The organism is Kitasatospora sp. NPDC089913 (genome assembly GCF_044748625.1).
In the GTDB taxonomy this organism is placed as follows: Bacteria; Actinomycetota; Actinomycetes; order Streptomycetales; family Streptomycetaceae; genus Kitasatospora.
Genome location: NZ_JBIVGI010000013.1, coordinates 44,235 through 66,859 on the forward strand (window position 1 = coordinate 44,235; position 22,625 = coordinate 66,859).

24 protein-coding genes and 1 pseudogene are annotated in these 22,625 nt (G+C 72.6%); 8 read left to right on the top strand and 17 right to left on the bottom strand.

What is annotated here, in order from left to right:
* Positions 1–223 precede the first annotated feature (223 nt).
* Entirely contained in the window at positions 224–391 is a 168-nt protein-coding gene (locus ACIPYS_RS20765) for a hypothetical protein (RefSeq protein ID WP_400747878.1), read from the top strand.
* 89 nt (positions 392–480) lie between these two features.
* On the opposite strand, the gene ACIPYS_RS20770 is transcribed toward ACIPYS_RS20765, so the two are convergent.
* The 4 genes and pseudogenes from ACIPYS_RS20770 to ACIPYS_RS20785 all read right to left on the bottom strand — a co-directional run.
* Entirely contained in the window at positions 481–942 is a 462-nt protein-coding gene (locus tag ACIPYS_RS20770) for a hypothetical protein (RefSeq protein WP_400747880.1), read from the bottom strand.
* Positions 943–997: 55 nt separating this feature from the next.
* Positions 998–1,288 carry a WhiB family transcriptional regulator gene (locus ACIPYS_RS20775; RefSeq protein WP_231978129.1) on the bottom strand — a complete coding sequence of 97 codons (291 nt, stop codon included), beginning with the start codon at positions 1,286–1,288 and terminating at the stop codon, positions 998–1,000.
* Between the two features lie 188 nt (positions 1,289–1,476).
* Complete coding sequence (locus ACIPYS_RS20780) at positions 1,477–1,938, bottom strand: hypothetical protein (protein WP_400747882.1); 462 nt, start codon at positions 1,936–1,938, stop codon at positions 1,477–1,479.
* A 261-nt stretch (positions 1,939–2,199) separates the two neighbouring features.
* Positions 2,200–2,457 (bottom strand): annotated as a pseudogene (locus tag ACIPYS_RS20785) (LLM class F420-dependent oxidoreductase); the annotation flags it as partial.
* Positions 2,458–2,520: 63 nt separating this feature from the next.
* On the opposite strand from ACIPYS_RS20785, the gene ACIPYS_RS20790 reads away from it, so the two are divergent.
* Positions 2,521–2,631: a hypothetical protein gene (locus ACIPYS_RS20790; RefSeq protein ID WP_400747884.1), complete on the top strand. Its 111-nt coding sequence runs from the start codon at positions 2,521–2,523 to the stop codon at positions 2,629–2,631.
* Between the two features lie 547 nt (positions 2,632–3,178).
* Here ACIPYS_RS20790 and ACIPYS_RS20795 read toward each other — a convergent pair.
* The 3 genes from ACIPYS_RS20795 to ACIPYS_RS20805 all read right to left on the bottom strand — a co-directional run bounded on the left by ACIPYS_RS20795 (position 3,179) and on the right by ACIPYS_RS20805 (position 6,523).
* A complete protein-coding gene (locus ACIPYS_RS20795) occupies positions 3,179–4,552 on the bottom strand; it encodes a HEAT repeat domain-containing protein (protein WP_400747886.1) in 1,374 nt (457 codons plus the stop codon).
* Positions 4,553–4,706: 154 nt separating this feature from the next.
* The gene (locus ACIPYS_RS20800) at positions 4,707–5,309 is read right to left on the bottom strand and encodes a response regulator (RefSeq protein ID WP_400747888.1); all 603 of its coding nucleotides are present in this window, start codon (positions 5,307–5,309) and stop codon (positions 4,707–4,709) included.
* A complete protein-coding gene (locus ACIPYS_RS20805) occupies positions 5,306–6,523 on the bottom strand; it encodes a sensor histidine kinase (RefSeq protein ID WP_400747890.1) in 1,218 nt (405 codons plus the stop codon). The genes ACIPYS_RS20800 and ACIPYS_RS20805 overlap by 4 nt, the downstream gene beginning before the upstream one ends.
* A gap of 299 nt (positions 6,524–6,822) precedes the next feature.
* On the opposite strand from ACIPYS_RS20805, the gene ACIPYS_RS20810 reads away from it, so the two are divergent.
* Positions 6,823–7,764: a hypothetical protein gene (locus tag ACIPYS_RS20810; protein WP_400747892.1), complete on the top strand. Its 942-nt coding sequence runs from the start codon at positions 6,823–6,825 to the stop codon at positions 7,762–7,764.
* Positions 7,765–8,048: 284 nt separating this feature from the next.
* On the top strand, positions 8,049–9,080 hold the full coding sequence (locus tag ACIPYS_RS20815) for a polyprenyl synthetase family protein (protein ID WP_400747894.1): 1,032 nt from the start codon (positions 8,049–8,051) through the stop codon (positions 9,078–9,080).
* Between the two features lie 57 nt (positions 9,081–9,137).
* On the opposite strand, the gene ACIPYS_RS20820 is transcribed toward ACIPYS_RS20815, so the two are convergent.
* Positions 9,138–9,473, bottom strand: a complete 336-nt coding sequence (locus ACIPYS_RS20820; RefSeq protein ID WP_400747896.1) for a hypothetical protein — start codon at positions 9,471–9,473, stop codon at positions 9,138–9,140.
* A 237-nt stretch (positions 9,474–9,710) separates the two neighbouring features.
* Here ACIPYS_RS20820 and ACIPYS_RS20825 point away from each other — a divergent pair, with 237 nt between their 5' ends.
* Positions 9,711–10,022 (top strand): helix-turn-helix transcriptional regulator, encoded by a 312-nt coding sequence (locus tag ACIPYS_RS20825; RefSeq protein WP_093864314.1) that lies wholly within the window; start codon positions 9,711–9,713, stop codon positions 10,020–10,022.
* A 141-nt stretch (positions 10,023–10,163) separates the two neighbouring features.
* A complete protein-coding gene (locus ACIPYS_RS20830) occupies positions 10,164–11,366 on the top strand; it encodes an MFS transporter (RefSeq protein WP_400747898.1) in 1,203 nt (400 codons plus the stop codon).
* A 796-nt stretch (positions 11,367–12,162) separates the two neighbouring features.
* Here the strand turns inward: ACIPYS_RS20830 and ACIPYS_RS20835 are convergent.
* Both ACIPYS_RS20835 and ACIPYS_RS20840 read right to left on the bottom strand, forming a co-directional pair.
* The gene (locus ACIPYS_RS20835) at positions 12,163–12,459 is read right to left on the bottom strand and encodes a hypothetical protein (protein ID WP_400747900.1); all 297 of its coding nucleotides are present in this window, start codon (positions 12,457–12,459) and stop codon (positions 12,163–12,165) included.
* Between the two features lie 7 nt (positions 12,460–12,466).
* Positions 12,467–12,643 carry a hypothetical protein gene (locus ACIPYS_RS20840; protein ID WP_400747902.1) on the bottom strand — a complete coding sequence of 59 codons (177 nt, stop codon included), beginning with the start codon at positions 12,641–12,643 and terminating at the stop codon, positions 12,467–12,469.
* 352 nt (positions 12,644–12,995) lie between these two features.
* Here ACIPYS_RS20840 and ACIPYS_RS20845 point away from each other — a divergent pair, with 352 nt between their 5' ends.
* Complete coding sequence (locus tag ACIPYS_RS20845; protein WP_400747904.1) at positions 12,996–13,427, top strand: VOC family protein; 432 nt, start codon at positions 12,996–12,998, stop codon at positions 13,425–13,427.
* 38 nt (positions 13,428–13,465) lie between these two features.
* Here the strand turns inward: ACIPYS_RS20845 and ACIPYS_RS20850 are convergent, their stop codons facing one another.
* The 7 genes from ACIPYS_RS20850 to ACIPYS_RS20880 form a co-directional block, all read right to left on the bottom strand.
* Positions 13,466–14,281 (bottom strand): hypothetical protein, encoded by an 816-nt coding sequence (locus ACIPYS_RS20850; RefSeq protein ID WP_400747906.1) that lies wholly within the window; start codon positions 14,279–14,281, stop codon positions 13,466–13,468.
* 156 nt (positions 14,282–14,437) lie between these two features.
* On the bottom strand, positions 14,438–14,737 hold the full coding sequence (locus ACIPYS_RS20855) for a helix-turn-helix transcriptional regulator (RefSeq protein WP_400747908.1): 300 nt from the start codon (positions 14,735–14,737) through the stop codon (positions 14,438–14,440).
* 356 nt (positions 14,738–15,093) lie between these two features.
* Positions 15,094–16,461: a hypothetical protein gene (locus tag ACIPYS_RS20860; protein WP_400747910.1), complete on the bottom strand. Its 1,368-nt coding sequence runs from the start codon at positions 16,459–16,461 to the stop codon at positions 15,094–15,096.
* Between the two features lie 458 nt (positions 16,462–16,919).
* Positions 16,920–18,050 (bottom strand): sensor histidine kinase, encoded by a 1,131-nt coding sequence (locus ACIPYS_RS20865; RefSeq protein ID WP_400747912.1) that lies wholly within the window; start codon positions 18,048–18,050, stop codon positions 16,920–16,922.
* A 53-nt stretch (positions 18,051–18,103) separates the two neighbouring features.
* Positions 18,104–18,763 (bottom strand): response regulator, encoded by a 660-nt coding sequence (locus tag ACIPYS_RS20870; protein ID WP_400747913.1) that lies wholly within the window; start codon positions 18,761–18,763, stop codon positions 18,104–18,106.
* 741 nt (positions 18,764–19,504) lie between these two features.
* Entirely contained in the window at positions 19,505–19,702 is a 198-nt protein-coding gene (locus ACIPYS_RS20875; protein WP_400747915.1) for a hypothetical protein, read from the bottom strand.
* An 805-nt stretch (positions 19,703–20,507) separates the two neighbouring features.
* Entirely contained in the window at positions 20,508–21,095 is a 588-nt protein-coding gene (locus ACIPYS_RS20880) for a CGNR zinc finger domain-containing protein (protein ID WP_400747917.1), read from the bottom strand.
* A gap of 57 nt (positions 21,096–21,152) precedes the next feature.
* Here ACIPYS_RS20880 and ACIPYS_RS20885 point away from each other — a divergent pair, with 57 nt between their 5' ends.
* On the top strand, positions 21,153–22,388 hold the full coding sequence (locus ACIPYS_RS20885) for an MFS transporter (RefSeq protein ID WP_400747919.1): 1,236 nt from the start codon (positions 21,153–21,155) through the stop codon (positions 22,386–22,388).
* Positions 22,389–22,625: the final 237 nt, after the last annotated feature.

Consider the following 22,625-nt stretch of genomic DNA (forward strand, 5'->3'; position numbering starts at 1 on the left):
GAGCGGGCCGAAGCGCCGCCCGGTCGCCGCGGTCGGCGGCTGGAGTCCCGGCGAGCCCGGGAAGAGCCCAACCGTGCGCGCCACTCTCCGTGAGGGGCGGCCGGGGTCCGCCGGTGCGGTTGTGCGGCGCGGCCGGGCGTGGCGGGGGCGGTAGAGGGTGCGGTCGCTGCGCACTACGGCCGCCTGCGGGCGGCCACGGCGTTGCGGGAGGCAGGGAGCGGTGGTGGTCAGGATCACCGCGACGGCGGGCGGGACGAGCAACTGGACCAGGGCCATGGCTGTCGGTGCCTTCCAGGTGGAGGTGGACGTCTGCCGCGTGCCCGGCCGGGCCTGGACCGTGCCCGCGACTGCGGGTGCGCCGCCTGGTGCCGTGGTGCTCGGCTGTCGGTGACGACGAGTCCCTTTCGGGCGTGGTCGCACGACGGGCCTCCTACGGCCTCTCCTCACGGTCCGGCCGGCCGGACCCGCCCGGTGCGGCGATCACCGTCGACGGCGGGGCGTGCTTCCGGCGTCCGGCCGTTCCTGGCCGGGTGCGTCGTCGTGCTGGTCGGTGTTCCGCGGTTTCCGGGGCGGTGTACTCGTGCGGGACGCTTCGGTGGTGGCGTCGTAGGTCTCGCGGACCACGACGTCCTGGTCGTCCGCCGTGCCGGGGCCCGGCTTGCGGGGCGCCCGCGCGGCGCGGTCCCCGAACGAGCGGTCGCCCGATTCGCGGCGCCGGACGCGTTCGGCCCCCGTGGGCGGGGTTTCTCGGCTCTTGTTCGGTCCGCTGCTGCTCATCCGGGTCTTTTCCCCGCGCCGGTTCATGGGGCGGCGCGGGCCCTGGTACTGCGGGCGGTCGTCTCGCGGGCTTTCTGGCGTCGGTCGCGGGTCATGGTGGAGCGGGTTGGGGATGTCGAGGTCGCCGACGTGCTCGTACAGCGCGGCCGTGGTGCGCTCGGACATTGCCGCTTGCTATTGAGGCCGGGCCCGGGGCCGGGGTGCTGGGCCGCGCGGCCGGCTACCGGCCGTGGTGGGCGACGGGGCGGAGGAGGGCGAGCCGTTCGTCCTCGCCGAGGCCGCCCCAGACGCCGTACCGCTCGCGCACGGCGAGCGAGTGGTCGAGGCACCGCTGGCGGACCGGACACCCGGCACAGATCCGTTTGGCCGCCGCCTCCCGTTCGTCGTGCGCCCGGCCGCGCTCGCCGGACGGGTGGAAGAACAGGGTCTCGTCCTCCTCCCGGCAGGCCGCACTCGACTGCCAGTCCCACTCGTGATCGACAGGTCCTGGAAGGCGCTCTGTCACTGTCACGAACATGTTCCTCTCACGGTCGTGGCTGCTACGGACCGGCCGAACCGGCTGTGGCGCCCGCGCCGGGCCCGACCGGTCGCGCTACCAGCGGCCGCGGGCCCCGGTTGTCGGGTGCCACGAGGGCTGCGTTCTTCTCGTCGACCTCGCCCTCGGGACGGGACAGGTCCTCGGCTTCGCGGTGGGCACGCTCACGGCCGGACTCGTTCACCGGGCTGTTCTTCCGTTTCGGTGACGGTGGGCGACTCGGCCCGGAGCCATGGCGGAAGGTCGTCGTGCCGGCGCCGCACGGCCCACCGTCCGAGCCCCACGACCGCGCCCACCGCCACGAGCAGTCCCACGGCCGCGCCCGCCCGGCCGCCGCGGCGACGGGACGCGGGTGGCGTCGGGTGGAGGCGGCGCCGAGCCAGCCGACCACCGCGGCGCGCCGCTTCGCCGACCGCGTCGCTGGAGCGCTCGGCCACGCCGGACACCGCGTGCGCTGCCTGCCGGCCTGCGGTGCGGGTGTGTTCGACGCCGGACGTCAGCGCCGCCAGCGCGGGCGCGGCGGCGTGCTCCGCCGCGCGGGTCGCCCGCGCGACTCCCGCGCCGGCGCTGTGCGCCGTGGCAGAGACAGCATGCCTCACGCCCGCCTTGGTCTCGTCGATGCCCATGGGTGCCCTCCTGCTCGGTCGTCTGCCTTCTCGCGCTCGCGTGTGCCCGGAAGGCCGGACATCATGTGGGCTTTTTTGCCGTGGCACGCGCCGGGTTCCGGTGATTCCCGTTCCCGGCACCTCGACCCGGGCACCGCGACTCGGGCCCCGTGACTCGGGTGCCTCGACTCGGATGCCTCGACGGGACCGAGCGGGATGTCCGATCGGATCGCAGCGGGCAACTCCCGGACCGTGTCACCCACGGGTGCCGGCGGTTCGGCGTCAGAGGTTCCGCAGGGCGGGCAGCAGAGCCGATTCGGCCCAGTCGAGGAAGGGCGGCTGCGCGTCGCCGCCGATCTGGACCAGGGCGACCTCGGTGAACCCCGCCTCGGCACAGGCGCGCACCGCCTCGACGAAGGCGTCCACGTCGTCGCCGCAGGGGATGGACCGCGCGACGTCGTCGGGACGGACGAACCGGCGCGCGGCGTCGAAGGCGGCCGGGCCGGGAAGTTCGGCGTTGACCTTCCAGCCGCCGCCGAACCGACCGACGCCATCCGGTGGCCGGACGAGGAGGAAACGCCTTACGCTCTCCCGTTCCACCCCTTGGCGATGGGAGAGGACGCGCTGCGCGCGCTCTGCGGCTTCGTCGTGGAGGCCGTCCGGATCCCGATGACGTGGACGTGGATGCCATCGAGCTGCACGGTTTCCTGGTGACGGATCCGAACGGGCCGGATCCCGCGGCGAGGGAGGCGGCACTCCGGGCAGCCGTGGCGCGCACGGGGCCCACCACGCGTCTTCGTCCTCGGTGACGCGAAGCTCGACCGCCTGGACCTCGGTCTGGTCGGAGTGCCAAACCTGCGTGCAACGCAACGAACATGTCGCGGAGGTCGGTGGCGTCGACGGGATCGATCTCCATCTGCAGGTGACACGCATCGTCGTCACTGGGGGGCAGACGCACCGAGAAGGCGAACCCGCGCCCGACCGGTTCGTGTTCACCACCAGCGGGTTGTTGCGATCGGAGTCACCGCCGATGAGAACGAGAAGCCCCACGGGGACCGCAGATCGGACAGCATCCGCGCGGGAGGTCCGCGACCTCGTCCCTGGTGAGGTGGGCGGTGAAGTCGGCCGACAGGGACGAGCACCGGTCGGCGGTGACCCGCCAGCTGTCCTCACCGGCCCGGGCCGGCTCCAGTCACCCTCCACCGCTGCCGAGGCGTATCCGCGGTGCCTCCATCGCCATGTCCTCCGGTTCTCCGATCCGTCAAGCCCGATCGGGCTGCCCGCCCACGCCGTACCGCCAGAGGGCGAACAGCCGGTGGTCGTGCTCGGAGAAGGCATCGACCGGTCCGACGCGCTCGTAGGCCTGCTCGGCCCGCGGGTCGCCACGACGGGCGAGCGCGAAGGCTGCCTCCAGGCGCAGGTCCTCGTTGTCCTCGTCGAGGAGGGCGAGGAAGGCGTTCAGTACAGGGGTGGTCCGGTCGTCGGAGAGGGCGAGCGACTCGGCGGCGTTGCGGCGTACTCGGAGGGCGTCGTCCGCGAGCAGCAGGAGCAGGGCGTCCCGGATCGCTGGGGCGAGTGGGTTGTCGGGAGCGAACCGTGGAGCGAACACCTGGGCCACGGTGGCCCGGACGTCAGGATCGGGATCGCGAACCATGTCGAGCAGTGCGGATTCGGCCGCCGCACTGCGTGCGGTCCGCTCCCGGCTCAGGCAGAACGCCGCCTCGCGGCGCACGCGCGGGTCCGGATGGTCCGCGTGCCGCAGCCCGATGGCTTCCTGCCCCGGATGATCGCTGTTGTTGTAGGCGCCCAGGACGTCGGCCAGCACGTGCCCGTCGGGTTCGTCCCGGGCCCAGGACGCCAGGAAGTCGGCATCGCCGACGACGTCCGATGCGCGGTCGACCGGCACCGACGTGCCCCGGTGCCACAGAACCGAGGCCAGGAAACGGCGGTGTTTCGGGTCCGGATGGCGACGCAGAGCGGTGAGCTCGGACCAGATGCGTGGTCCCCGACGCCGGCCCAGACAGTAGCTGGCGAAGTACCAGTTGCTGTCTCCGTCCTCCGCATGGGGGACGGCGCGTGCCATCACCTCGGAAAGGGGCGGCAGCAGGCCGAATCGCCACTCCAGGTAGGTGAGGACTGCCCCGTGTCCGGCCCGCGCGGTGAGCCCGCCGAGGGAGATCTCGTCGATCGCGCCGTCGTCGTGGGTGTCGTCCATCCGGAGTGTGACGGCGGCCCCGGCGGCTCCGGTCCGGCGGCGCAGCTCCTCGACCACGCCGATCTCGTACCAGTGCCGGGCCAGGCCGAGCAGTTGTCGTCGGGAAGCCTCGGGCACACGGAGCCGAGGGGCATCTCCGAGTACCGCGGCGACCAGTGCGGGAGAGCCGGTGTCGACCGCCCGCAGGAGGGGAGTGCTGCCGTCCGCGAGCTCACGGTCCGGGTCGGCGCCCCCCTCGACCAGAACCTCCGCGGTGAGGTGGTCGAACCCGGCCGCAGCGGTGCAGAGCAGGGGCAGGCCGTCGGGGCCCAAGGTGTCCGGTGCCGCGCCCTGCTCCAGACAGGACCGCACGGTGGCGGCGTCCCTTGCAACCACGGCACTGACCAACCGGTCGGTGAGGTCCGGCGACGGCGCTGTCAAGACTCCCCCTGATGATGTGCTCGAAGGGATCAACCTACCCGGAACAAGGAGGCGCCGCCGAGGCCGCCCGATGGCGACGAAGTCCTCGACCAGGTGCCGGCCGTCCGGAGCCGGCCCGCCGGTCACGCCCGCGCCGGCCCGCACGCGTGCGGCCTCAGATCCACCCTTCCTCCCAGGCACGGCGTGCCGCTTCGTGGCGGGTACGGACGGCCAGCTTGGTGATGGCGGCGGAGAGGTAGTTGCGGACGGTGCCGGGTGCGAGGTGGTGCTGTTCGGCGAACCCGCCGATGGCCTGGCCGTGGTGGACGGCGCGCAGGACGTCGAGCTCGCGCGGGGTCAGCGGGCAGGGGGTCTCGGTGAGGGCGTGGGTGGCGAGGCGGCGGTCGATGTAGCGGCCGCCGGCGTGGATGTCCCGCAGGATGGCGGCCAGTTCGGCGGCGGGGGTGGTCTTGGGGACGAAGCCCTGGACGCCCGCCGCGAGGGCGCGACGCAGCACGCCGGGCCGGGCGTGGCGGGTGACGATGACGGTGCGGACCGGGTGGTGCCTGGTGATGGCCTGGGCTGCGGAGATGCCGTCGAGGTGGGGCATCTCCAGGTCGAGAAGGGCGATGTCGACCGGGTGACGGGCGGCGGCTTCGACGGCCGCGCGGCCGTCCGGGGCCTGGGCGGTGACGGTCAGGTCGGGTTCGAGATCGAGAAGTGCGGCGAGGGCGCCGCGGACGAGGTCCTCGTCGTCGGCGAGCAGGATGCGGATCACGCAGGGGTCTCCCGGGAGGCGTGGCCGGCCAGTTCGAACTGGCCGCCGGGGTGGGTGGCGATGCGGATGCACCCGCCGATGGCGTGGAAGCGTTCCTGCAGTCCGGCCAGGCCGCTGCCGGGCTCCGCGGTGCGCGCCGGTGCGCCGTCGTTGCGCAGCAGGAGGCGCGCCCGGCCGGGGGAGGCGGTGACGGTGATACGGCAGTGGCGGGCCCGGCTGTGGCGCAGGATGTTGGTGACGCCCTCGCGGACCAGGGCGGCGAAGGCCGGCTGGAGCTGGTGCGGGATGTGTGCGGCGTCGCCGTCGACGGTGGTGCGGATCCCGGCGGCCTCCAGGACGGCTGCGGCGTTGGCGAGTTCGGTGCTCAGGCTGGCGCGCCGGTAGCCGTGGACCACGGCCCTGGACTCCTCCAGCGCGGCGCGGGCCAGGTCGGTGATCTCCCTGACCTGTGCACGGGCCTCCTGGTCACTGCGGCCGATCAGCCGTTCGGCGAGTTCGCCCTTGAGCGTGATGACCTGGAGCCGGTGGCCCTGGAGGTCGTGCAGATCGGCGGCGAACCGCATCCGCTCCTCCGCCACGGCCAGGGTGGCCGTGGTCCCGCGGACGTGTTCGGCCTCCAGCACCGCCCGCCACAACCGGACCAGCACCGACTCCACCCCGGCGATGAACAGCACCATCGCCGCGCCGGTCACCGCCGGGACCCCGGGAAGCAGGTCGGGGTGGGCCTGGCGCCACTGCGCCACCGTCTCACCCAGGACCGCGCAGACCAGTGCTACCGCCGCCAGCAGCCGCCAGCGCGCCTGCGGGGGCAGGGACAGGGCCAGCGCCGCCGCCATCGCCCCGGGCACCATGGCCCAGTCGATCGCGGTGTACGGGCGGTCCGCCATGTCGCCCCAGACGGCGATCGCCGCGGCCAGCAGCAGAACGTTCCACCACCCGCCGACGACGGCCGAGCCGTCCAGTGGGCCCCGGCCCCCGAGGCCACCGGGCACCGCCCGGCGGATCAACCGGGTGTGCTGGACGGCGACGGCGACGACCACCGGAGCGGTCAGCGCCCGGCGCGCGGGGCTCAGGTTGAACACGACGTCGTTCGCGGCCAGCAGCAGCCACAGGGGCCCCAGCGCGAGCAGCGTCCAGGAGGTCAGGCGGCCCAGTCTCCCCAGCTCGAGTCTCCCCGGCTCGAGCGTCCCGGACCCCGGAGGTGAGGTGATCATGTCCGGCCAGCCTAGAGTCCGCCGTCCGCTGTTGTCTGTGGCCGAACCAGCCAAAAGGCCATGACAACTGTCATCGGTCGGCCATGACACCGCCCGCCCGGCCGATGGCATCCGCCACTACCGGCGACCCGTGCCCCACGACAAGACTCTCCCTCGTCCGGACCGCTGCGGCATCGCGGTCCCGGCCCGTACTCGTACTCGTACTCGTACCGGCAGCCGTACACCGGCCGCCGGCCGCCGGCCGACGCGCTTCCCCGCCCGGCGGTCCGTCACCCCACCGATCCTTCAAGGAGACAGTCATGCGCTCGACCCTCAGGCGCCTCGGGCTCGCCCTGGCGCTCGCCGTGACCGGTCTGGGCCTGGTGCCCGGCGGCGCGTCCGCCGACACGCCCGCGACCGTCCTGTTCAACCAGTACTCGGAGCGCTGTCCGGACGGGCATGCCGAGTCCCAGGACATGCACCCCTGCGCACCGTCCGACAATCCCGGCATGTGGGTGATCAAGCCCGTCGCCGGCTACCCGGAGCGGTACACGATCACCATCCCCACTCCCGACGGCGACCGCTGTCTCACGCAGTTCGACGGTGTGGTGGGCTCCGGCTGTCGGGTGGGTGCCACCAGCCAGCAGTGGGAGATCACCCCGTTCCAGGCGGAGCCGCCGCTCTACGGCCTGCTCGGCGTGCGGCTGAAGAACGTGTCGACCTCGGACTGCCTGGACAACTCGAAGAAGACCTTCGGCGGCTGGAAGCTGGTCATGCGCGGCTGCGACTACGGCAGCTACCAGCAGTGGAACATCTACAGCACCGCCTACCAGGCCCTGTTCGCGGGTCGGCACGCCGGCATGACCTGGGCCAACCTGGAGCAGCGCGCCGACAACGTGGTGCACGTCGGCTACGACAACTCCACCAACAGCAACCCGTACAACGGTGACACCCCGTCGAGTGCCGTGCTGCCCCTGCTGTGCATCAAGCAGGACGGCCGTCCCGCCCCCGCCGGTGTCCCGACGAGCGGCTTCCACAGCTGGGCCGGCGGTGAGGTGAAGGCCACCGCGCCGCTGCCCGGCAGCCAGCTCACCAGCCGGGCTGCCGCCGACCAGAAGTGCGCCGGTGCCTTCGGCACCGGTTTCCGGATGGCCGAGTTCCACGACGCCTCCGGTTGGGGCCTGTGGGCCAACGGCACGCTGCCCACCAACACCCGCTTCTGGACCGCCATCAACGACCAGCCCGCCAACCCCTGGAGCTGACCGCCGGACCCTCCGGGCGGGCGCCGTCCCCGGCGCCCGCCCGCACTCCTCGGTGCGGTGGTCCGGCCCCGCCCCTGTGGGGGCCGGCAGCTCGCGGTGGGGGGAACCGGCGGCTCCGGTGAGGCCGGCAGCCCCAACGCTTCCGCGCGCGGCCGCCGTCGGCCGGCCCGGCACCCGTTCGGCGGTGTCCGAGCTTCGCGACGGCGGGTCGTTCGTTCTCCAGGGTGTCGAATGCCTTGTGCGGCGTCGCATCCGTCGCCACCAGGGAGAACGGGGTTGCCGTCGTGTCTGTTGCCACGTCAGGTCCGGGGCGTACGGTCGAGCAGATCCTCGCCGACACGGCTCGGATCACCGATCCGGCCCTCGCGGGGGTGCTGTCCTGCCTGCCGCCGCTGCGGGAGAGCGTGTACTACCACTACGGCTGGGCGGGGAAGGACGGCGGGCCGCCGGTCGGTGTCCGCGGCGGGACCGGTCGCAAGGGCATCGCTTTCACCCTGCTGTGCGGGGGTGTCGACGGCGGGCCGCTCGAGCGCGCCCTGCCTGCGGTCGTCGCCGGGAACCTCCTCATGAACGTGGCCACCCTCCACGACGACGTCATCGACCTGGAGGCGCGACGTCGCGGCCGGCCCACCGTGTCGGCGGCGTACACCGCCGGGCACGCGATCATGGCCGGTGACGCCCTGCTGGCGCTGGCCCTCGTCCACCTCGGGGAATGCCCGCACCCCCGCACTCCGCAGGCGCTGCGGATCATCCGCGAGGGCTGGCTCCGACTGTGCGCGGGCCAGGTCCGCGACGAGGAGAACGAGGGCCGCTGCGGCACGAGCCTGGACCGGGCCGTCGCCGTGCAGGCGGCCAAGACCGCCGAGGGCGTGCGCGCGGTGTGCTGCCTGCCCGCCCTGCTCACCGATGCGTCCCGCGCGCAGGTGGAGGCCGTCGGCCGGTTCGGCTGGCACCTCGGTATGGCGGTGCAGTACCACAACGACCTGTCGGACCTGTGGCCGCCGGCGTGGCCGCTGACCCGGGCCCGCTACGGTGACGTGCGCCGCCGCAAGATCACGCCCACGGTGGCGGCGTGCCTGGAGTCGGGGCATCGCGACAGCGGACGCCTGGCCGAGTTCTACGCCGGGGACGGCGAGCCCGACGAGGAGCAGTCGGCCGTCGTGGCGGACCTGATCGACCGCTGCGGCGGGCGCGCCTGGACCCGTACGCAGAACCACGAGCACATGCGGCTGGCTCTGCGGAGTCTCCAGGAGGCCGACCCGCCGCCGGCCCTGCACCGCGACGCGGTCACCCTCGCCCGCATCTACCTGGTGTGAGGAACGGGCGACAGCCCCGCCGACGGTGTCCGGCGGGGCTCTGACACCCCCTCGGCCTCACCCCGAGGGGGTGGAACCGGTGTCGATGTCGCCCAGATCCACATCGAGTTCCATGTCCGAGGCGGACCCGCCGAGGGGCTGGGTGTTCGCACGGTGCCGGGCGGCCGTGCCGCCCCCGCCTTCCCCGCCGGTGCTGACGGACCCGGTGGCGGTTCCCTCCCGGGGGAGGGATCCCGTGCTCGCGAGGTCCTGGCCGGGGACGGCGACGGCGCCGGGCCGGGAGGCGTCGAGGTCGACAGTCCCGACGCGGTCGGCGCCGTGGGCGAGCGAGGGGGCGGCGAGAGCCAGTGAGAGTCCCGCGAGGACGGCAACCGTGGTGCGGCGAAGAGGCATGCTTCCTCCAGTGGTTCAGGGGTCGTATCCGCACTCCACCCCACCCCACCGCGGGTCTGCGGGACGGCCGACACCCTGACCCGGTGGCCGGACTCACTCCGGCCGGCGGAGTGCGGGGCGCGCGTCCGACGTCGGGGTCAGGTCAGTCACCGGGGTTCCGGGTTGACACGTTTCTTCGTATCGAGAATATTAGATGCGTCCCGGGAGGTCCGGTCCGGCTCGCGAAAGGGGTGTGCGGTGGATCCGCTGGCCGTTCACAAGGCGCTCGCCAATCCCGCGCGGGCGGAGTTCCTGCGCTGGCTCAAGACGCCGGAGCGCTACTGGGACGAGGAGTACTACCTCGAGCGCGGTGTCGGTTTCCACATCGGCGTGTGCGTGACGGAGATCCGGGAGCGTTCCGGGCTGGCCCAGTCGGTGGTCTCCGGCTACCTGCAGATCCTGCGGGACGCCGGGCTGCTGGTCTCGGAGCGGGTCGGCAAGTGGACGTTCTACCGGCGCAACGAGGAGACGATCGCCGCCTTCGCGGCGTACGTGCGCGACGAGCTCTGACTCCTCCGTTCCCGGGTCGGCGCGGGGGAGGGGTGCGCCCTTTTCGCGCGAGAATCCATCTAACTATCTAGATTTGTAGCTCGGTCTGGTGGGGTGGCGGCGCAGCCGTGCCCGCGCACGGCCGGGCCGCGGAAGGCAGCCATGGCAAAGACCGGTCCTGTTGTCCTGACCCTCTCCCTGGGGGTGTTCGGGATCATCACCACGGAGATGGGCGTCGTCGGCGTCCTGCCCCGGATATCCGAGGAACTCGGCGTGACGGCGGCCGAGGCCGGCTGGCTGGTCGGGGTGTTCGCCCTGGTGGTCGCCGTGGCCGGCCCGTTCGCGACGCTGCTGGCCTCCGGGGTGCGGCGCAAGAGTGTGCTGGCGGCCGCGCTCGCGGTGTTCGCCGCCTCCAACGCCGTCTACGCGCTCACCGACAGCTTCCCGGTGATGCTCGTGTTCCGGATCGTGCCGGCGCTCTTCCATCCGGTGTTCTTCGCGGTGGCGCTCACCGCCGCCACCAGGCTCGTGCCGCCGGAGAAGGCCACCCGGGCCGCCACCACCGTCTTCGCCGGGGTGACGCTGGGCTTCGCCTTCGGTGTCCCGATCACCTCCTACCTCGCCGAACACCTCTCCCTCGCCGCCGCGTTCTGGTTCGGCGCCGGCGCCAACCTGCTCGCCCTGCTCGGGATCCTGGCCCTCTTCCCGTCCGCACCCGCCGAGCAACGACTCTCCTACGGCGACCAGTTGAGCATCCTCAACCGTCCCCGCCTGTGGCTCTCCCTGGCGGCCGTGGTGCTCGTCTTCGCGGCGATGTTCTCCGTCTACGGCTACTTCGCCGAATACCTGGAACGCGTCACCCGCCTGGGCGGATCGACCACCGGTGCGCTGCTGATGGCCTTCGGCATCGTGATGGTCCTCGGCAACCTCGTCTTCGGCCGGCTCCTGGAACGCAACCCCGTCCGGACCGTGACCGCCTTCCCCGTCCTCTACGCGCTGCTCTACGCCCTCCTCCACACCGTCGGCCCGTGGGCCGTCCCGACGGTCCTCGCCGTGCTCCTCTGGGGAGCGGTCCACTCGGGAGGCCTCGTCGTCAGCCAGACCTGGCTGGCCCGCGACGCCCAGGACGCACCGGAGTTCGGCAACAGCCTCTTCATCTCCTTCTCCAACCTCGGCATCACGATCGGCAGCGCCGCCGGCGGCCTGGTGGTCGCGACCGCCGGAACCCGCCAACTCCCCTGGGCGGGAGCGGGGTTCGCACTGGCCGCACTGGCCGCAGTGCTGCTGCGCCGCCGACTGGGGCCCGAGGCTCCGGGCGAGGGAGCGGCGGACCGGGCGGAGGGGCGCCTGTCCGTGCGGTCGTGACGCGGGGCGCGCGGGACGGGCGCGGGCGCGGCGGGGTGGTGGATCGGGCGACAGGCCCGCGCGCGCAACGTCCCGCTCTGCCCTCGTCGATCGTGCCGCGGTCCCGGCCCGCCCACCTGCGGGCCGCTCTTGAAGCGGAGAACGGTGCCCGCAGAGTGTTCTCGCGATGCACTCCTCGTCGGCCGACCGCGCAGGATCGGCTGCGAGTGCGGACGTCCGGGGCTGAGGTGATCGCCCTGCGGCTGGTGCGACCTGGCATGTCCGCGGCCGGAAAATCCCAGGTCAAAGCCCTGGTCACGGCCGATTCCCGGGTCTAGGCTTCCCGGCACGGCGGCCCACCACAGGGCCGCCGGCCAGATCAGCCGTGCCGTGCCTCCGGCGCTGCTGGCCCCCACGGCCGGGTCCCGCGGATCACCCCCCTACGTCCCCGGGACCCGGTCCCTGCACCCGTTCTCCTCCCCGCCCGCGTTCTCACTGCCGACGTTCGGCACGGCGCCGCAACATCAGCCGGCAGTCTCGGACGGCGACGCGGGGGCATCAGGCAGATGGGAGAACAGTCGCGGAAGCGGTAAGGCGTCGTACAGGGGTGAACGGCATGGCTTCCTCGGGCCCGGAACGGAGGCGGTCCGCGGCCGTCGGGCGCGGACGGCCGATGAGCCTGCCGACCGGGTCCGGCGTACGCGACAGCCGGTCCTTCTGCTGTACGGCGCGGGAGAGCGGGAGGACGTACAGCGGGAACGCGCTGGCCCCGGCCGGCACCGCCGCCGGCCCGGTACTGCCGCCCGACGACGGGCGGTCAACAGGTTTCCGGCGCCGGCGGGTGGTAGCGGCGGGAGAGCAGGGGTGAGGCGCGGTGGCCGCGGGTGATCAGGGTGTGCGCGGAGGCGACGGGGTCCGACGGGCCGTCGGCAGTGCGGCGGGTGAGGAGGTAGAGCAGCAGGTCCACCCGGTCGTCCTGGCTGCGGACGGTGATGTGCTGGAGCCCGTCGCCGGGCCGGGCGTGGGCCCACAGGATGCCGACGACCTCGCTCGCTTCCCCCGGCGGTAGCTCACCGCAGTCCTTGCGCCGCAGGCTGGCGTGGACGACGTCCAAGGGAGGATCAGCCCCAGCCGAGGCTGTCGCCGGTGCCGGGCACGGTGCCGGCCGGGGAGTCGGAGGTGGGAGCGTCGGCGCCGAGGGTGACGGAGGCGGCGGGGGTGAGGACGGTGGGAGCGGCGAACAGGGCGGTGAGGGCGAGGGCGGTGACCGCGACGGCCTTGGCCAGGGAAGTGCGCATGTCGGTGATTCTCCTGAACAACGTGAGCGGATGGGAGAGTTCCGGTTCGGCGTCCCGCGGTTGACGCTCGTTCCGTTCGCCGTCCGGCCGGTTTCTCCGGCGGCGATCACCAGCTTGGCCCGTCCTGTGGCCCGCCGGAAGGTGCGTCCGCCGGCGCGATCCGGACTGTCCGACATCGGACAGATGATACATGTGCATGCCAAGTATCGGGGCAGGCCGGGCCCCCGGGGGGGCGTCGGCCTCGGTCCACCCCTGCGACCGCACGGCACGAGAGCGGGCGCAGCCCTCCTCCCGACCACGTGCGAACCTCCTGACCTGGGAAGACGGTCAGGGCCCCTGTTATTGTGCGCCCATGTCAACGATCAAGCAGTTCCAGGTGACCTTCGACTGCGCGGAGCCGGTGAGCCTCGCCGCCTTCTGGTGCGAGGTGCTGGGGTACGTCCTGCCGACGGTCCCGGAGGGCTTCGCCACGTGGGAGGAGTGCTTCCGCTCGCTGCCGCCCGAGGACGCGGTCTACTTCGCGTGCACCGATCCCTCGGGCGCGGCCCCGCGCCTGCTCTTCCAGCGGGTTCCCGAAGGCAAGGTCGTCAAGAACCGGGTGCATCTCGATGTGCGGGCCGGCGTCGGGCTCGTGGGTGACGAGCGCCTGGCCGCGCTCGAGGCCGAATGCGCGCGGCTGACGGTGCTCGGCGCGAAGCACGTGCTGACGCAGCGCGCCGACGGCGTCAACGAATCGTGCATCACGATGCAGGACATCGAGGGCAACGAGTTCTGCCTCGCCTGATCTCTCCTCCGGGACTGCGAGGCGGGGAGGGCCGGTGCTCACGGTGCCGGAGCGCAGCGGCTGCACGTCCGGTAGGAGCGCCCGCCTTTGGGCCCGGTGCGCTCGGCCGTCCAGGCGCGGGCCTCGGCCACGGTCATCGCGCTCCAGCGGGGATAGTCGCGGGACTCCTCCAGCGGGGAGCGGTAGCTGAGGTGCTCGGGCCTGTGCGCGTGGCGGCGCAGCTCGGAGGTGTAGGTCGCACCGGCCGGCCGGGCGTAGTTCTGCGGCATCTCCCGCCGGACCACGGAGCAGCCGACCTCGTGCAGGCCTCTGCTGCCGGCGATGAAGGGGTACTTCTCCGGCTCGGTGTACCGGGCCCACCGGATGTCGGCGACGTCCAGCGCGCTGTCGAACCCGCTGCGGTGCGTCCGGCACACGGGGCAGTCGAGCGGGTCCCGCAGGCAGCGGTCCTTCAGGGTGTCCTCGTCCTCGTACAGGTGGGCCTCGAAGGGGATGTACAGCTCGCGAGCGGCGCGCAGGAGCAGTTCCCTGGCCTGTCCGGGGTCGGCCCGGCCGTCCTCGACCAGGTGGAGGAGGTCCAGGACGGCCGGTAGTTCGATCCGGTAGCCCCACCCCTCGCGCAGTTCGCGCCGCCGCTCCGGCGGAAACGGTGTTTCGAGGCTGAACAGCACGGCCGGGAGTGATGCTCCGGTACCCAGGTTGACGTCGACCCGGCCGTCGCCCCGGAGGACGATGCCCGGGTCGACGCTCTGGTGCGGTACCGCGGCCGCCGCCTGAGCGTCGCGCCGCGGTCCGGCGGCCCGCAGAGCGGGGTTGCCGCTGCGCCGCCGAGTGGTCTTCCTCTTGCTGCCCATGATGTCGTCCTGCACGTTGTGGCGGCCGTCGTTGTGGCGCCGGCCGGCCGGGAGGGTGGGAATCGCTGCGGCGGATCGTACTGTCGCGGACGGTGCTCGAGGCGACGTCACGCGTCGGCCGGCGCCGGGGCCGGTGTGCGGGCGGCCACCCGCCGGTCAGGAGGGTGCGCGCCGACGGCAGATCCGGTCGTGGTCCAGGATGGCGATCAGGGCGGCCTCCAGGCGGGAGCGCACACCGAGCTTGTCGAAGAGGCTCGAGACGTGCTTCTTGACGGTGCGTTCGGTGATGCCCAGGCGAAGCGCGATGGAGACGTTGCCCAGTCCGGATGCCAGGAGCAGGAGGACGGAGGTCTCCCGTTCGGTGAGCGCGGACAGGTCGCGCGGCGCCGGCGGTGCCGTCGGTCCGGACCGTTCGCACAGGCAGGTGGTGGGTGTCGAAGGCCGGGGTCGGCTCATCGGTTCGGTGGTCCGTTCATGGGTTCGGTGGTCCGTTTCATCGGGGCGCGCGCCCGTTCGCGCATGCCCGGCGGACGGGGGAGCGCCGGGCTGTTGTGGGAGCGAAGCGGCTACGACACCGGGATTCGTCCTGCGGCTGTCGTGCCTCGGTACGTCATCGTAGGCGGGCTCCGGGCGCCGGAACCGGGATCGGGCGGCGGGATCCCACCCGCCGTCCGGCGGGTCTTTCCCACCGGGTGGCGGCCCCCGAGGTGACTGGCCGCATCGGACCTGAAGGACGGCTGTCCGCGCCCCGGTCCGACGGCGATCGGTGGCGGGCCGTGCATCCGGGGGTGCGGTGTCCGGAGGGCGAGCACTCAGACAGGGAATCGGCCGGGGGCGTCGTCGCTCAGGTGGTCGAGGGCGGCACGGACGAGGGGCTCGTGCTGGTACGGGTTCAGGCGGTCGCGGTACGCGGTGGTCAGGCCGGGGGAGAGGTGTCCGGTGAGGGCGATGGCCCTGTGGACGGTCCAGCAGGCGAGGTCGATCTCGTTCAGCGCGAGGTAGGCGTCGACCCCGGAGAGAAGCCGACGGGCGGTGAGGGGTGAGGGAGGTGTGGGGCGGGGCTCGGCGAGGGAGTTCGTGAGGGCGTCGAAGTAGCCCCTGGCCCGGTGGGGTCGGCCGAGGAAGACCCAGGCGGCGGCCCCCGCGCCGGCCAGGTGGTGGTCGTCGACGTCGATGTCGAAGGGGCTGCCGGCTTCCTCGTTCTCGCCGGGGGCTGTGCGTGCTTCGGCGGCCAGGTCCAGCGACCGCGCGAAGGCGTCCGTCATACCGAGTCGCGCATGGGCGAGGGCCTCCTTGACGTACAGAGAGGCCGAGGTGTGGGGCGACGGCCGCGGGTAAGTGGCGCGGGCGGCGCGGAGGAGCGCCAGGGCGTCCGCGGGATCACCGACGAGGAGATGGCGCATGGACAGTTGATCCATGGTGGCCGAGACGTACTCCGGGTCCGCTGCCGCGGCGGCCGTGCGCAGCGCGGTGAGGTTGTGCCGTTCTGCTCGGGTCTCCTCGCCGAGCGCGCTGCTGAGCCAGGCGCAAGTGAGGGAGATCCGGGTGGCGAGCCGCAGGAGGCGTTGGCCGGTCGGGTGGTCGTATCCGGTCCTGGTCAGCAGGTGGACGATCATTCGGAACTCGGCGTGCGCCGATCCGTACAGCGCCGCGGGCGGTACGAGAGTGCCGCTCTCGTGTTGTTCGAGGGCCTCGGTCCGCGCCTCCGCCCAGTCCAGGTAGTCGTCGGGCAGCCCGGGTCCGTCACGGGCGGGCCACGGTTGCGGGCGGGCCAGGCGCGCCCGGACGGCCCGCAGCTGGCGGGCGAGCGCCGGGCCGCCCACGACGAGAGTCGGAGTGGCGTGCGCCTCGGGCAGGCCGAGGGCGTTGTGGACAGTCTCGACGGCGCCTTCGTGCGTGTACGGTGTTTCCAGCCAGTCGGCGTCCCCGGTGGCGATGCGCAGCCAGGCGGGCCAGCCGAGCCGGTACACCTCGCGCGGCTCGATGCCGTGGATGTGCGCGATGGCGAGCTGGGCGGTGTGCTCGGGGACGGTACGGCCCGACTCCCAGCGCGACACCTTCTCCCTCCGGGCGGCCATGTGCCCGTAGCCGAGTTTGCTGTGGGTCTGGGCGACCAGCCGCGCGTAGTCGGGATGGGACAGGCCTGCCGTTGCCCTGAGCCGAGCGAGTGGATGAGTCATCTGTGGAACCTGGAGGGTCGTCGGGAACAGGATCAGCGGAGGGCCACCGCACGTCGGAGGGGATCCTGGACACACCGCTTCACCTGTATCAGTACGCGAGGCACCTGCCCGGGCAGTCCATGGGCTGCCGGTACGGCGGGAGAAGATCGAACGAGTCCTCCGTCCGACGCGCGACCCGTCTCCCCGCTGGGGGTGCGCCGGCTTCGTCGATGGAGTCGACCGCTGTGCCTCTACCGCTGAATTTTACCGTCGGCCGGGTGTTCCCCGGCTGCGCCAAGGGTCCCTCGGGGCGACTGTGGCCCCGTGGCGGGGCACGATCCGCCGATCGGCGGTTGGACTGCCGGCCTCTCGGCGGTGGCTTCCCGCCGGACGGCGGACGGCGGACGGCGGACGCCCGGCGCCCTACGTGCCCTACGTGCCCTACGTGCCCGACGCCGGACGGTGCCGGACGAGTCCGGTCACTTCCGGTAGTCGGGCAGGGCGACGTGCACGCGGTAGCCGCCGTCGGGCGCGGGGCCGCTGGTCAGGGCGCCGTCGAGGTTCTCGGCACGCTCCCGCAGCCCGATCAGGCCGTGCCGGGAGCTGGGCAGTTGGAGGCCCGGTCGGGTCGGCGCGGTGTTCACCACGCTCACCTCCAGGCCCGGGCCGGACCGGTGGATCTCGACCACGGCGCTCGCGCCGGGGGCGTGCTTGCGGACGTTGGTGAGGGCCTCCTGGACGATCCGGTAGACGGTGCGTTGCACCGCGGCGCTTGCGTCGGCGGGCACCTCGCCGACCAGCCTGGCATCGAGACCGCTGCCCGCCACCAGCTCCGCGAGCTGTTCCGCGGTGGGCTGGGGGGTGATCTCGGAGTTTCGGCCGCCCGAGGCCCGCAGCAGGGTGACCATGTGCCGCAGCTCGTCCAGGGTGGTGACGCTCAGCTTCCGGATCGTCCGGGCCGCCTCCTCGGTGTCGGCATTGTCCGCACCGACCTGCAGGGCACCGGCGCGCACGGCGATCAGGCTGACCTGGTGCGACACCACGTCGTGCATCTCCCGTGCCAGCTGCGCCCTCTCCCGCCCCAGCACGGCCTGGGCGTGCAGTTCGCGCCGGTGTTCCTGGGCCTCGTGCAGGTCGGCCATGCTCCGGGTGAGGCCCGCGCGAATCGCTAGCAGTCGGCCCACGGCGACGGCCGCGAAGGCGGCCATGGCCGGAGGGGGCACCCTCCAGAGGTGCTCCGGTCCGACGACGGAGTGGTGCGAAACCCTCTCGGGCAGTGCCCAGTACTGGCAGGACATCGCCACCCCCAGGTACAGCAGCGCGCCCACCACACCCCGGCGCAGTGACCCCTCCGCGACGGTCGACAGTGCCACCAGCACGGTCGGCGCGTCGTAGCGTTCCGCCACGGCCATGTACACGAGGGAGAGCACGAACACCGGGACCGGGAAGCGCCGGCGCAGGAACAGCAGGAGCGCGACTGCCGAGCCCGTTACCACGAGTGTCTGGTCCAGCTCCGCGAACGACAGGTGCGGGTCGAGCTCATGGCGCTTGGTGGCGAGGGCGTGTATCCACGAGGTTGCCGCCGCGATCGCCACCAGGAGGGCGTCCACCGCCCACTGGGGCACCGTCCGCCGGACACGCGCCGTCCCCGGACGCACGGAATTCACTTGACCCCGTTGTCGACGAGCAGCCCGGCGCGCTGGGCCCAGAGGGCGGCCTGGACGCGGTTGTCGACCGCGAGCTTGGCGAGCAGCGAGCTGACGTGGTCCTTGACGGTGCCGGTACTCAGGTGCATGTGCCGTCCGATCTCGGCGTTGGTCAGCCCCTGGGCCAGCAGCGTCACGACCTCGCGTTCGCGACGGTTCAGCGCGGTGCCGCGCGCGGAGTCGAATTCCGGCTCGTGCTGGCGGCTGAGGTATCCGCCGACCACGACGGGGGCGATCCTCCGGTCCAGTACCACGGCACCCCCGATCAGCGACCTGACGAGGGGAGGGAGGTCCTCCGGGTCGGTGTCCTTGAGGATGTAGCCCGAAGCGCCCGAGCCCAGGGCCTGCGCGATGTACTCGTCGGAGTCGAAGGTGGTGAGCATGGCCACCACGGGCGGTGCGGGCAGCGCGAGCAACTGCTCCAGGAGAGCCAGTCCGTTGACGTCGGGCATCCGTACATCCAGCAGGACCAGGTCCGGGGAGTGCTCCGTGAACGCCGCCAGTGCCTGCCCGCCGGGCACCGCGGCGACCACCTCGATGTCCTCGGCGCCGTTGAGGATCAGGCTGAAGCCCGAACGGACGAGTGCCTCGTCGTCGACCACCACTACCCGGATCATGCTCGGTTCCCGCCCTCTGCTCTCGATCGTCGGGCCGGTCCACCGTGCCACGTCTGTTCGTCCGCGGCCGTCGCGCACCTCGCGCCGGCCGGAACCAAGGTAACCGGCCGAATCGCGTGCGAAGCACCCCGAGAGCGCGGGACAAGGGGCAGCATCCTGCTCCCTCCTGAGGGGGGTGGTGCAGGTCGAAATGCCTGTTCTCCCTTGGGGCAGGGGAGCCCGGCCAGGAGGAAGGCGGGCACTCACGGCACCGGGAACCCGGAAACGCTTCCGAGGAGGAGGCACGTAGGAGGCACGTCCGAGGCACGTGGTGGACACCGGCGGCACGGGCCCTGTTCGCCGTGGTCCCGGACGACGGACTCCGCGACCTGTCGGCCACCGACCAGTGCAGTCGACGCCAGTGACGTGAGCGGATTCCCGACTGCCGCCCTCCTCGCCGCCTGCGTCGCGCGCCCGCACAGATCAACGGTCTCCTCGATGAGCGGTGTGTGCTGCTGTGCGCCAACTCCGACCGGCTCGCGCCCGGCTACTTCCGCAGCGACGCCACGACGCGTTGACCCCGCCGACCCCGTCCGCCCGCCCCGAGTCCGCGGCGGACCTCGTCGTGACCTCAGGGCAGGCCACCAACAGGTGAGCCACCCGGCGGGTCCGGTACGCAGGTCACTGCCGGAGTAATGAACCTCCTCACGCACGGCGGAAAGCCGGTTGGCCCAGCCGGAGAAGGCTGGGCCAACCGGACCATCAATGGCGCCGAATTTTACGCACGGAGGACGGCAGCACCGCAAGGCCGCCCAGGACAAGCCCCGAGCCCAGGAGGAAGATCCATGGGGATTTCTCCGCTCCGGAGTCCAGGTAGCCCAGACCTGATGCGATCAGGATGGCCGCGAAGAGGGCACCGCCAATGCCGGACCAGAACCGCCGATTGATCGGTTTCGACACCGTTGCTCCTAGATGTTTCGAGTCGGCAGCTGATGGCGGATTCGTTCGTGGAGCCGCTCGGGGCGCTCAGGAGTTCCCGCTCCTGGGTTCCCCGCTCTCAATTCGCCCGGACGAACGAATGGAACTCGGGGATTGCTGGGCCTGGAATTAGTTGATCGGACGTTTTCCGATTTTCCCTTCAGTTTGTCCGCGGTTGACCAGTTGGCCTGCGAGTGCAGGCCGGCGGCGGTCGGTGCAACGTTTCCCTGCCCGTTCACCCCTGTTGTTCGCCCGCTGTTCGGCGGGCAAGAAAAACCCTAGATCAGGTGCTGACGGTCCATCAGATGACCTGAGCATCATTTGAGGTAGTCACGCCCCAAGGCACCCCCCTTCTGCCTCCTCGGCTGTACTGGCGGAACGCTTGTGAGGCCTGTCGGGGTGTAGCTGGGCGCGGGGTGGTGCCTGGGTGCGCGCGAGGGGCGGCCGGCGCGTCTGCGGTGGGGCGCAGGGTCGGCCGAGGGCGTGCTCACCGGCGCCGTCCGGGTCGGCTGCCGCCTTCTGTCGAGGGTGGCGCGCTGGTGGGTCCGTACGATCGCGGGTTGACGGAGGCCGGCCGGTCGAGGTCGCTGGCCTCGTCTTCTCCGCCCGGATGCCCGGAATATCCGGGCATCCGGGAGTTCATGGCGACGCACCGGGGCGGACATGATCGCCGATCGCCTGATCCTCTTCGGGGGCGGAAGCCAGAGCCCAGGCCCCGCCCGGGCGGCCTTTCGTTGTCGACGCGCCGCGCGGGCCCCCGGAGGGATCCCGGTGTGTCCGCCCCTCGTCAGGAGTCCTGGGCGCGGGCGCGGTGGGCGGCGGACTTGACGCGGCTCTGGCAGGCCGTGGAGCAGAACCGGCGGGTGCCGTTGCGGGAGACGTCGACGTAGGCGCGGTCGCAGGCGGGTGCGGAGCACATGCCGAGGCGGGCGGCGAAGTGGCTGCCGAGGGCGGCGGCGAGGCCGAGGGTGAGGCGGGCGGCCCAGTCGGAGGCTTCGTCGCCGGCGCTGCTGCGGTGGTAGAGGTGCCAGGGTTCGTCGCGGTGACGCTCGAGGACGGGGAACGGGCGCAGTTGTGCCAGCAGGGAGTTCGCGGCCTCGACGGCGCGGTCCTGGTCGTCGGCCGCGAGGTGTTCGAAGACGGCGCGCAGTCCCGGGGCGAGGGCTGCCAGGCGGGTCGCGTCGGTGGCGCCGAGGGGGGTGGCGTGGCGGTCGGCCGCGTGCAGGAGGGCGTTGGTGCGCTCGGTCAATTCGGCTCCCGGCGGGGGCTGGTAGGGGCGGGTGCGGGACAGGCCCGGGGTGGCGAGGTTCACCAGGTCCGCGGCGCCCTGCACCATGGCGGTGTTGTGACTGTCGAAATCCACTTGACCGGTCACGCATCCCTTCGTCATAGTCGTTACTGTCGAAATCAGAAACGACAGTAACGGAGTTCCGTGTCCGCCGCCACCGCCACCCCGCCCCGGGGCCGTTCGCGCCCCTCCACCTGGTCCCGCACCTCCGCCACCGGACGTGCGCTGCTCACCACCGTCCTGACCACCGGCGTCACCACGTTCATGTTCCTGCCCCTGCTCGCCCTGCACCTGAGCGCCACCGGTACCCCGGTGGGGCGCGTCGGGCTCCTGATCGGGCTGCTCTCGCTGTGCGGGCAGGGCTTCTCGGTGGTGTCCGGCCTCCTCGTCGATCGCGTCGGCGCGCGGACCACCACCACCGCCGGCTTCGCCTGCCGCATCGTGGGCTACCTGCTGATATCCGCCGGGGGCGCGGCCCTGGTGCCGGGCATCGCGGCCGTCGGCATCGGCGGGTCACTGCTGGTGCTGTCCGTCAAGACCCGCCTGGTCGACGAGGCGGCGGCGCACGACGACACCCGCGGCATGCTCGCCCTGCGCTCCACCTTCGGCAACGTCGGCGTGGTCCTCGGGCCGGTCCTCGGCGCGGTCGCCTACCCGCTCGGCTTCGACGCCGTCCTCGCCGCGGCCGTCCTGTCCCACCTCGTCCTCGGCTTCCACCTGACCTTCCTCGCCAAGGACGAGGCAGCGCAGGAACCGGCGGACCTTGGCCGCCCTCCCGCCGCCCCGGAGCGGAAGCCGGACCCCGGACACATCGCCACCGCCCCCGGCCGGCGCGGAGCGGTCGTCCTCTTCTTCGCCGCCGTCGCCTACTGGGCCCTCTACAGCCAGCTCAACGCGGTGATCCCGCTCACCGCCAGGGCCCTGACCGGCACCACCGTCGCCATCACGGTGGTCTTCACCCTCAACGGCGCCCTCGTCCTGCTGTTCCAGTACACGCTGCTGCGCCGCTTCCTCGGACACCTGCCGCCCCGCACCCTGCTCACCGCCGGGTTCGCGGCCTTCGCCGTGGCCTACCTCGTCCTGCTGCCGCAGGCCGGCTGGCTTTCACTGCTGCTGTTCACCGTGCCCGCCACCCTCGCCGAGATGCTGATCGGACCGAGCCTCGACGAACTGGCCGTCACCACCGCCCCACGCCGCCGGACCGGCCGCGCGCTGGGCCTGCTCGGCCTCGCGGGCGCGATCGGCTCGCCCCTGGGCGCCGGACTCGGCACCTACCTGCTGCAGAGCTTGCACGGCGGCCCCGGCCTCTGGCTCACCGTCACCACGGCCGCCGCCCTGGCCGCGGCCGCCTGCCTCCTGCTTCCCCGCCCCGCCCGCTGACCGCCCGCCGACCGCCGCGGGCCGGTGCGTCCTCGGTGCGTGCTCGGTGCGCCCGCCAGTGCCGTTCCGGGCGCTGCGGCCGGGGTTCTCCCGGACCGGGTCCGGTGATTGTGACGCCCGCGAGAACACCTGTGACGGGCACGCGAAGAGGTGCGCCCGTGCGCTCGCGGTGCGCCGCCCTGCGGCCCGGATTCCGGTGATCTGCTGATCCTCGGCACCCGAAGCACCCGAAGCACC

Bases quoted from the DNA above. Each gene is read 5' to 3' on its own strand.
- ACIPYS_RS20770 (WP_400747880.1), bottom strand. From the start codon at position 942: ATGTCCGAGCGCACCACGGCCGCGCTGTACGAGCACGTCGGCGACCTC.
- ACIPYS_RS20780 (WP_400747882.1), bottom strand. From the start codon at position 1,938: ATGGGCATCGACGAGACCAAGGCGGGCGTGAGGCATGCTGTCTCTGCC.
- ACIPYS_RS20805 (WP_400747890.1), bottom strand. From the start codon at position 6,523: ATGATCACCTCACCTCCGGGGTCCGGGACGCTCGAGCCGGGGAGACTC.
- ACIPYS_RS20810 (WP_400747892.1), top strand. From the start codon at position 6,823: ATGCGCTCGACCCTCAGGCGCCTCGGGCTCGCCCTGGCGCTCGCCGTG.
- ACIPYS_RS20820 (WP_400747896.1), bottom strand. From the start codon at position 9,473: ATGCCTCTTCGCCGCACCACGGTTGCCGTCCTCGCGGGACTCTCACTG.
- ACIPYS_RS20830 (WP_400747898.1), top strand. From the start codon at position 10,164: ATGGCAAAGACCGGTCCTGTTGTCCTGACCCTCTCCCTGGGGGTGTTC.
- ACIPYS_RS20840 (WP_400747902.1), bottom strand. From the start codon at position 12,643: ATGCGCACTTCCCTGGCCAAGGCCGTCGCGGTCACCGCCCTCGCCCTC.
- ACIPYS_RS20845 (WP_400747904.1), top strand. From the start codon at position 12,996: ATGTCAACGATCAAGCAGTTCCAGGTGACCTTCGACTGCGCGGAGCCG.
- ACIPYS_RS20850 (WP_400747906.1), bottom strand. From the start codon at position 14,281: ATGGGCAGCAAGAGGAAGACCACTCGGCGGCGCAGCGGCAACCCCGCT.
- ACIPYS_RS20855 (WP_400747908.1), bottom strand. From the start codon at position 14,737: ATGAGCCGACCCCGGCCTTCGACACCCACCACCTGCCTGTGCGAACGG.
- ACIPYS_RS20860 (WP_400747910.1), bottom strand. From the start codon at position 16,461: ATGACTCATCCACTCGCTCGGCTCAGGGCAACGGCAGGCCTGTCCCAT.
- ACIPYS_RS20870 (WP_400747913.1), bottom strand. From the start codon at position 18,763: ATGATCCGGGTAGTGGTGGTCGACGACGAGGCACTCGTCCGTTCGGGC.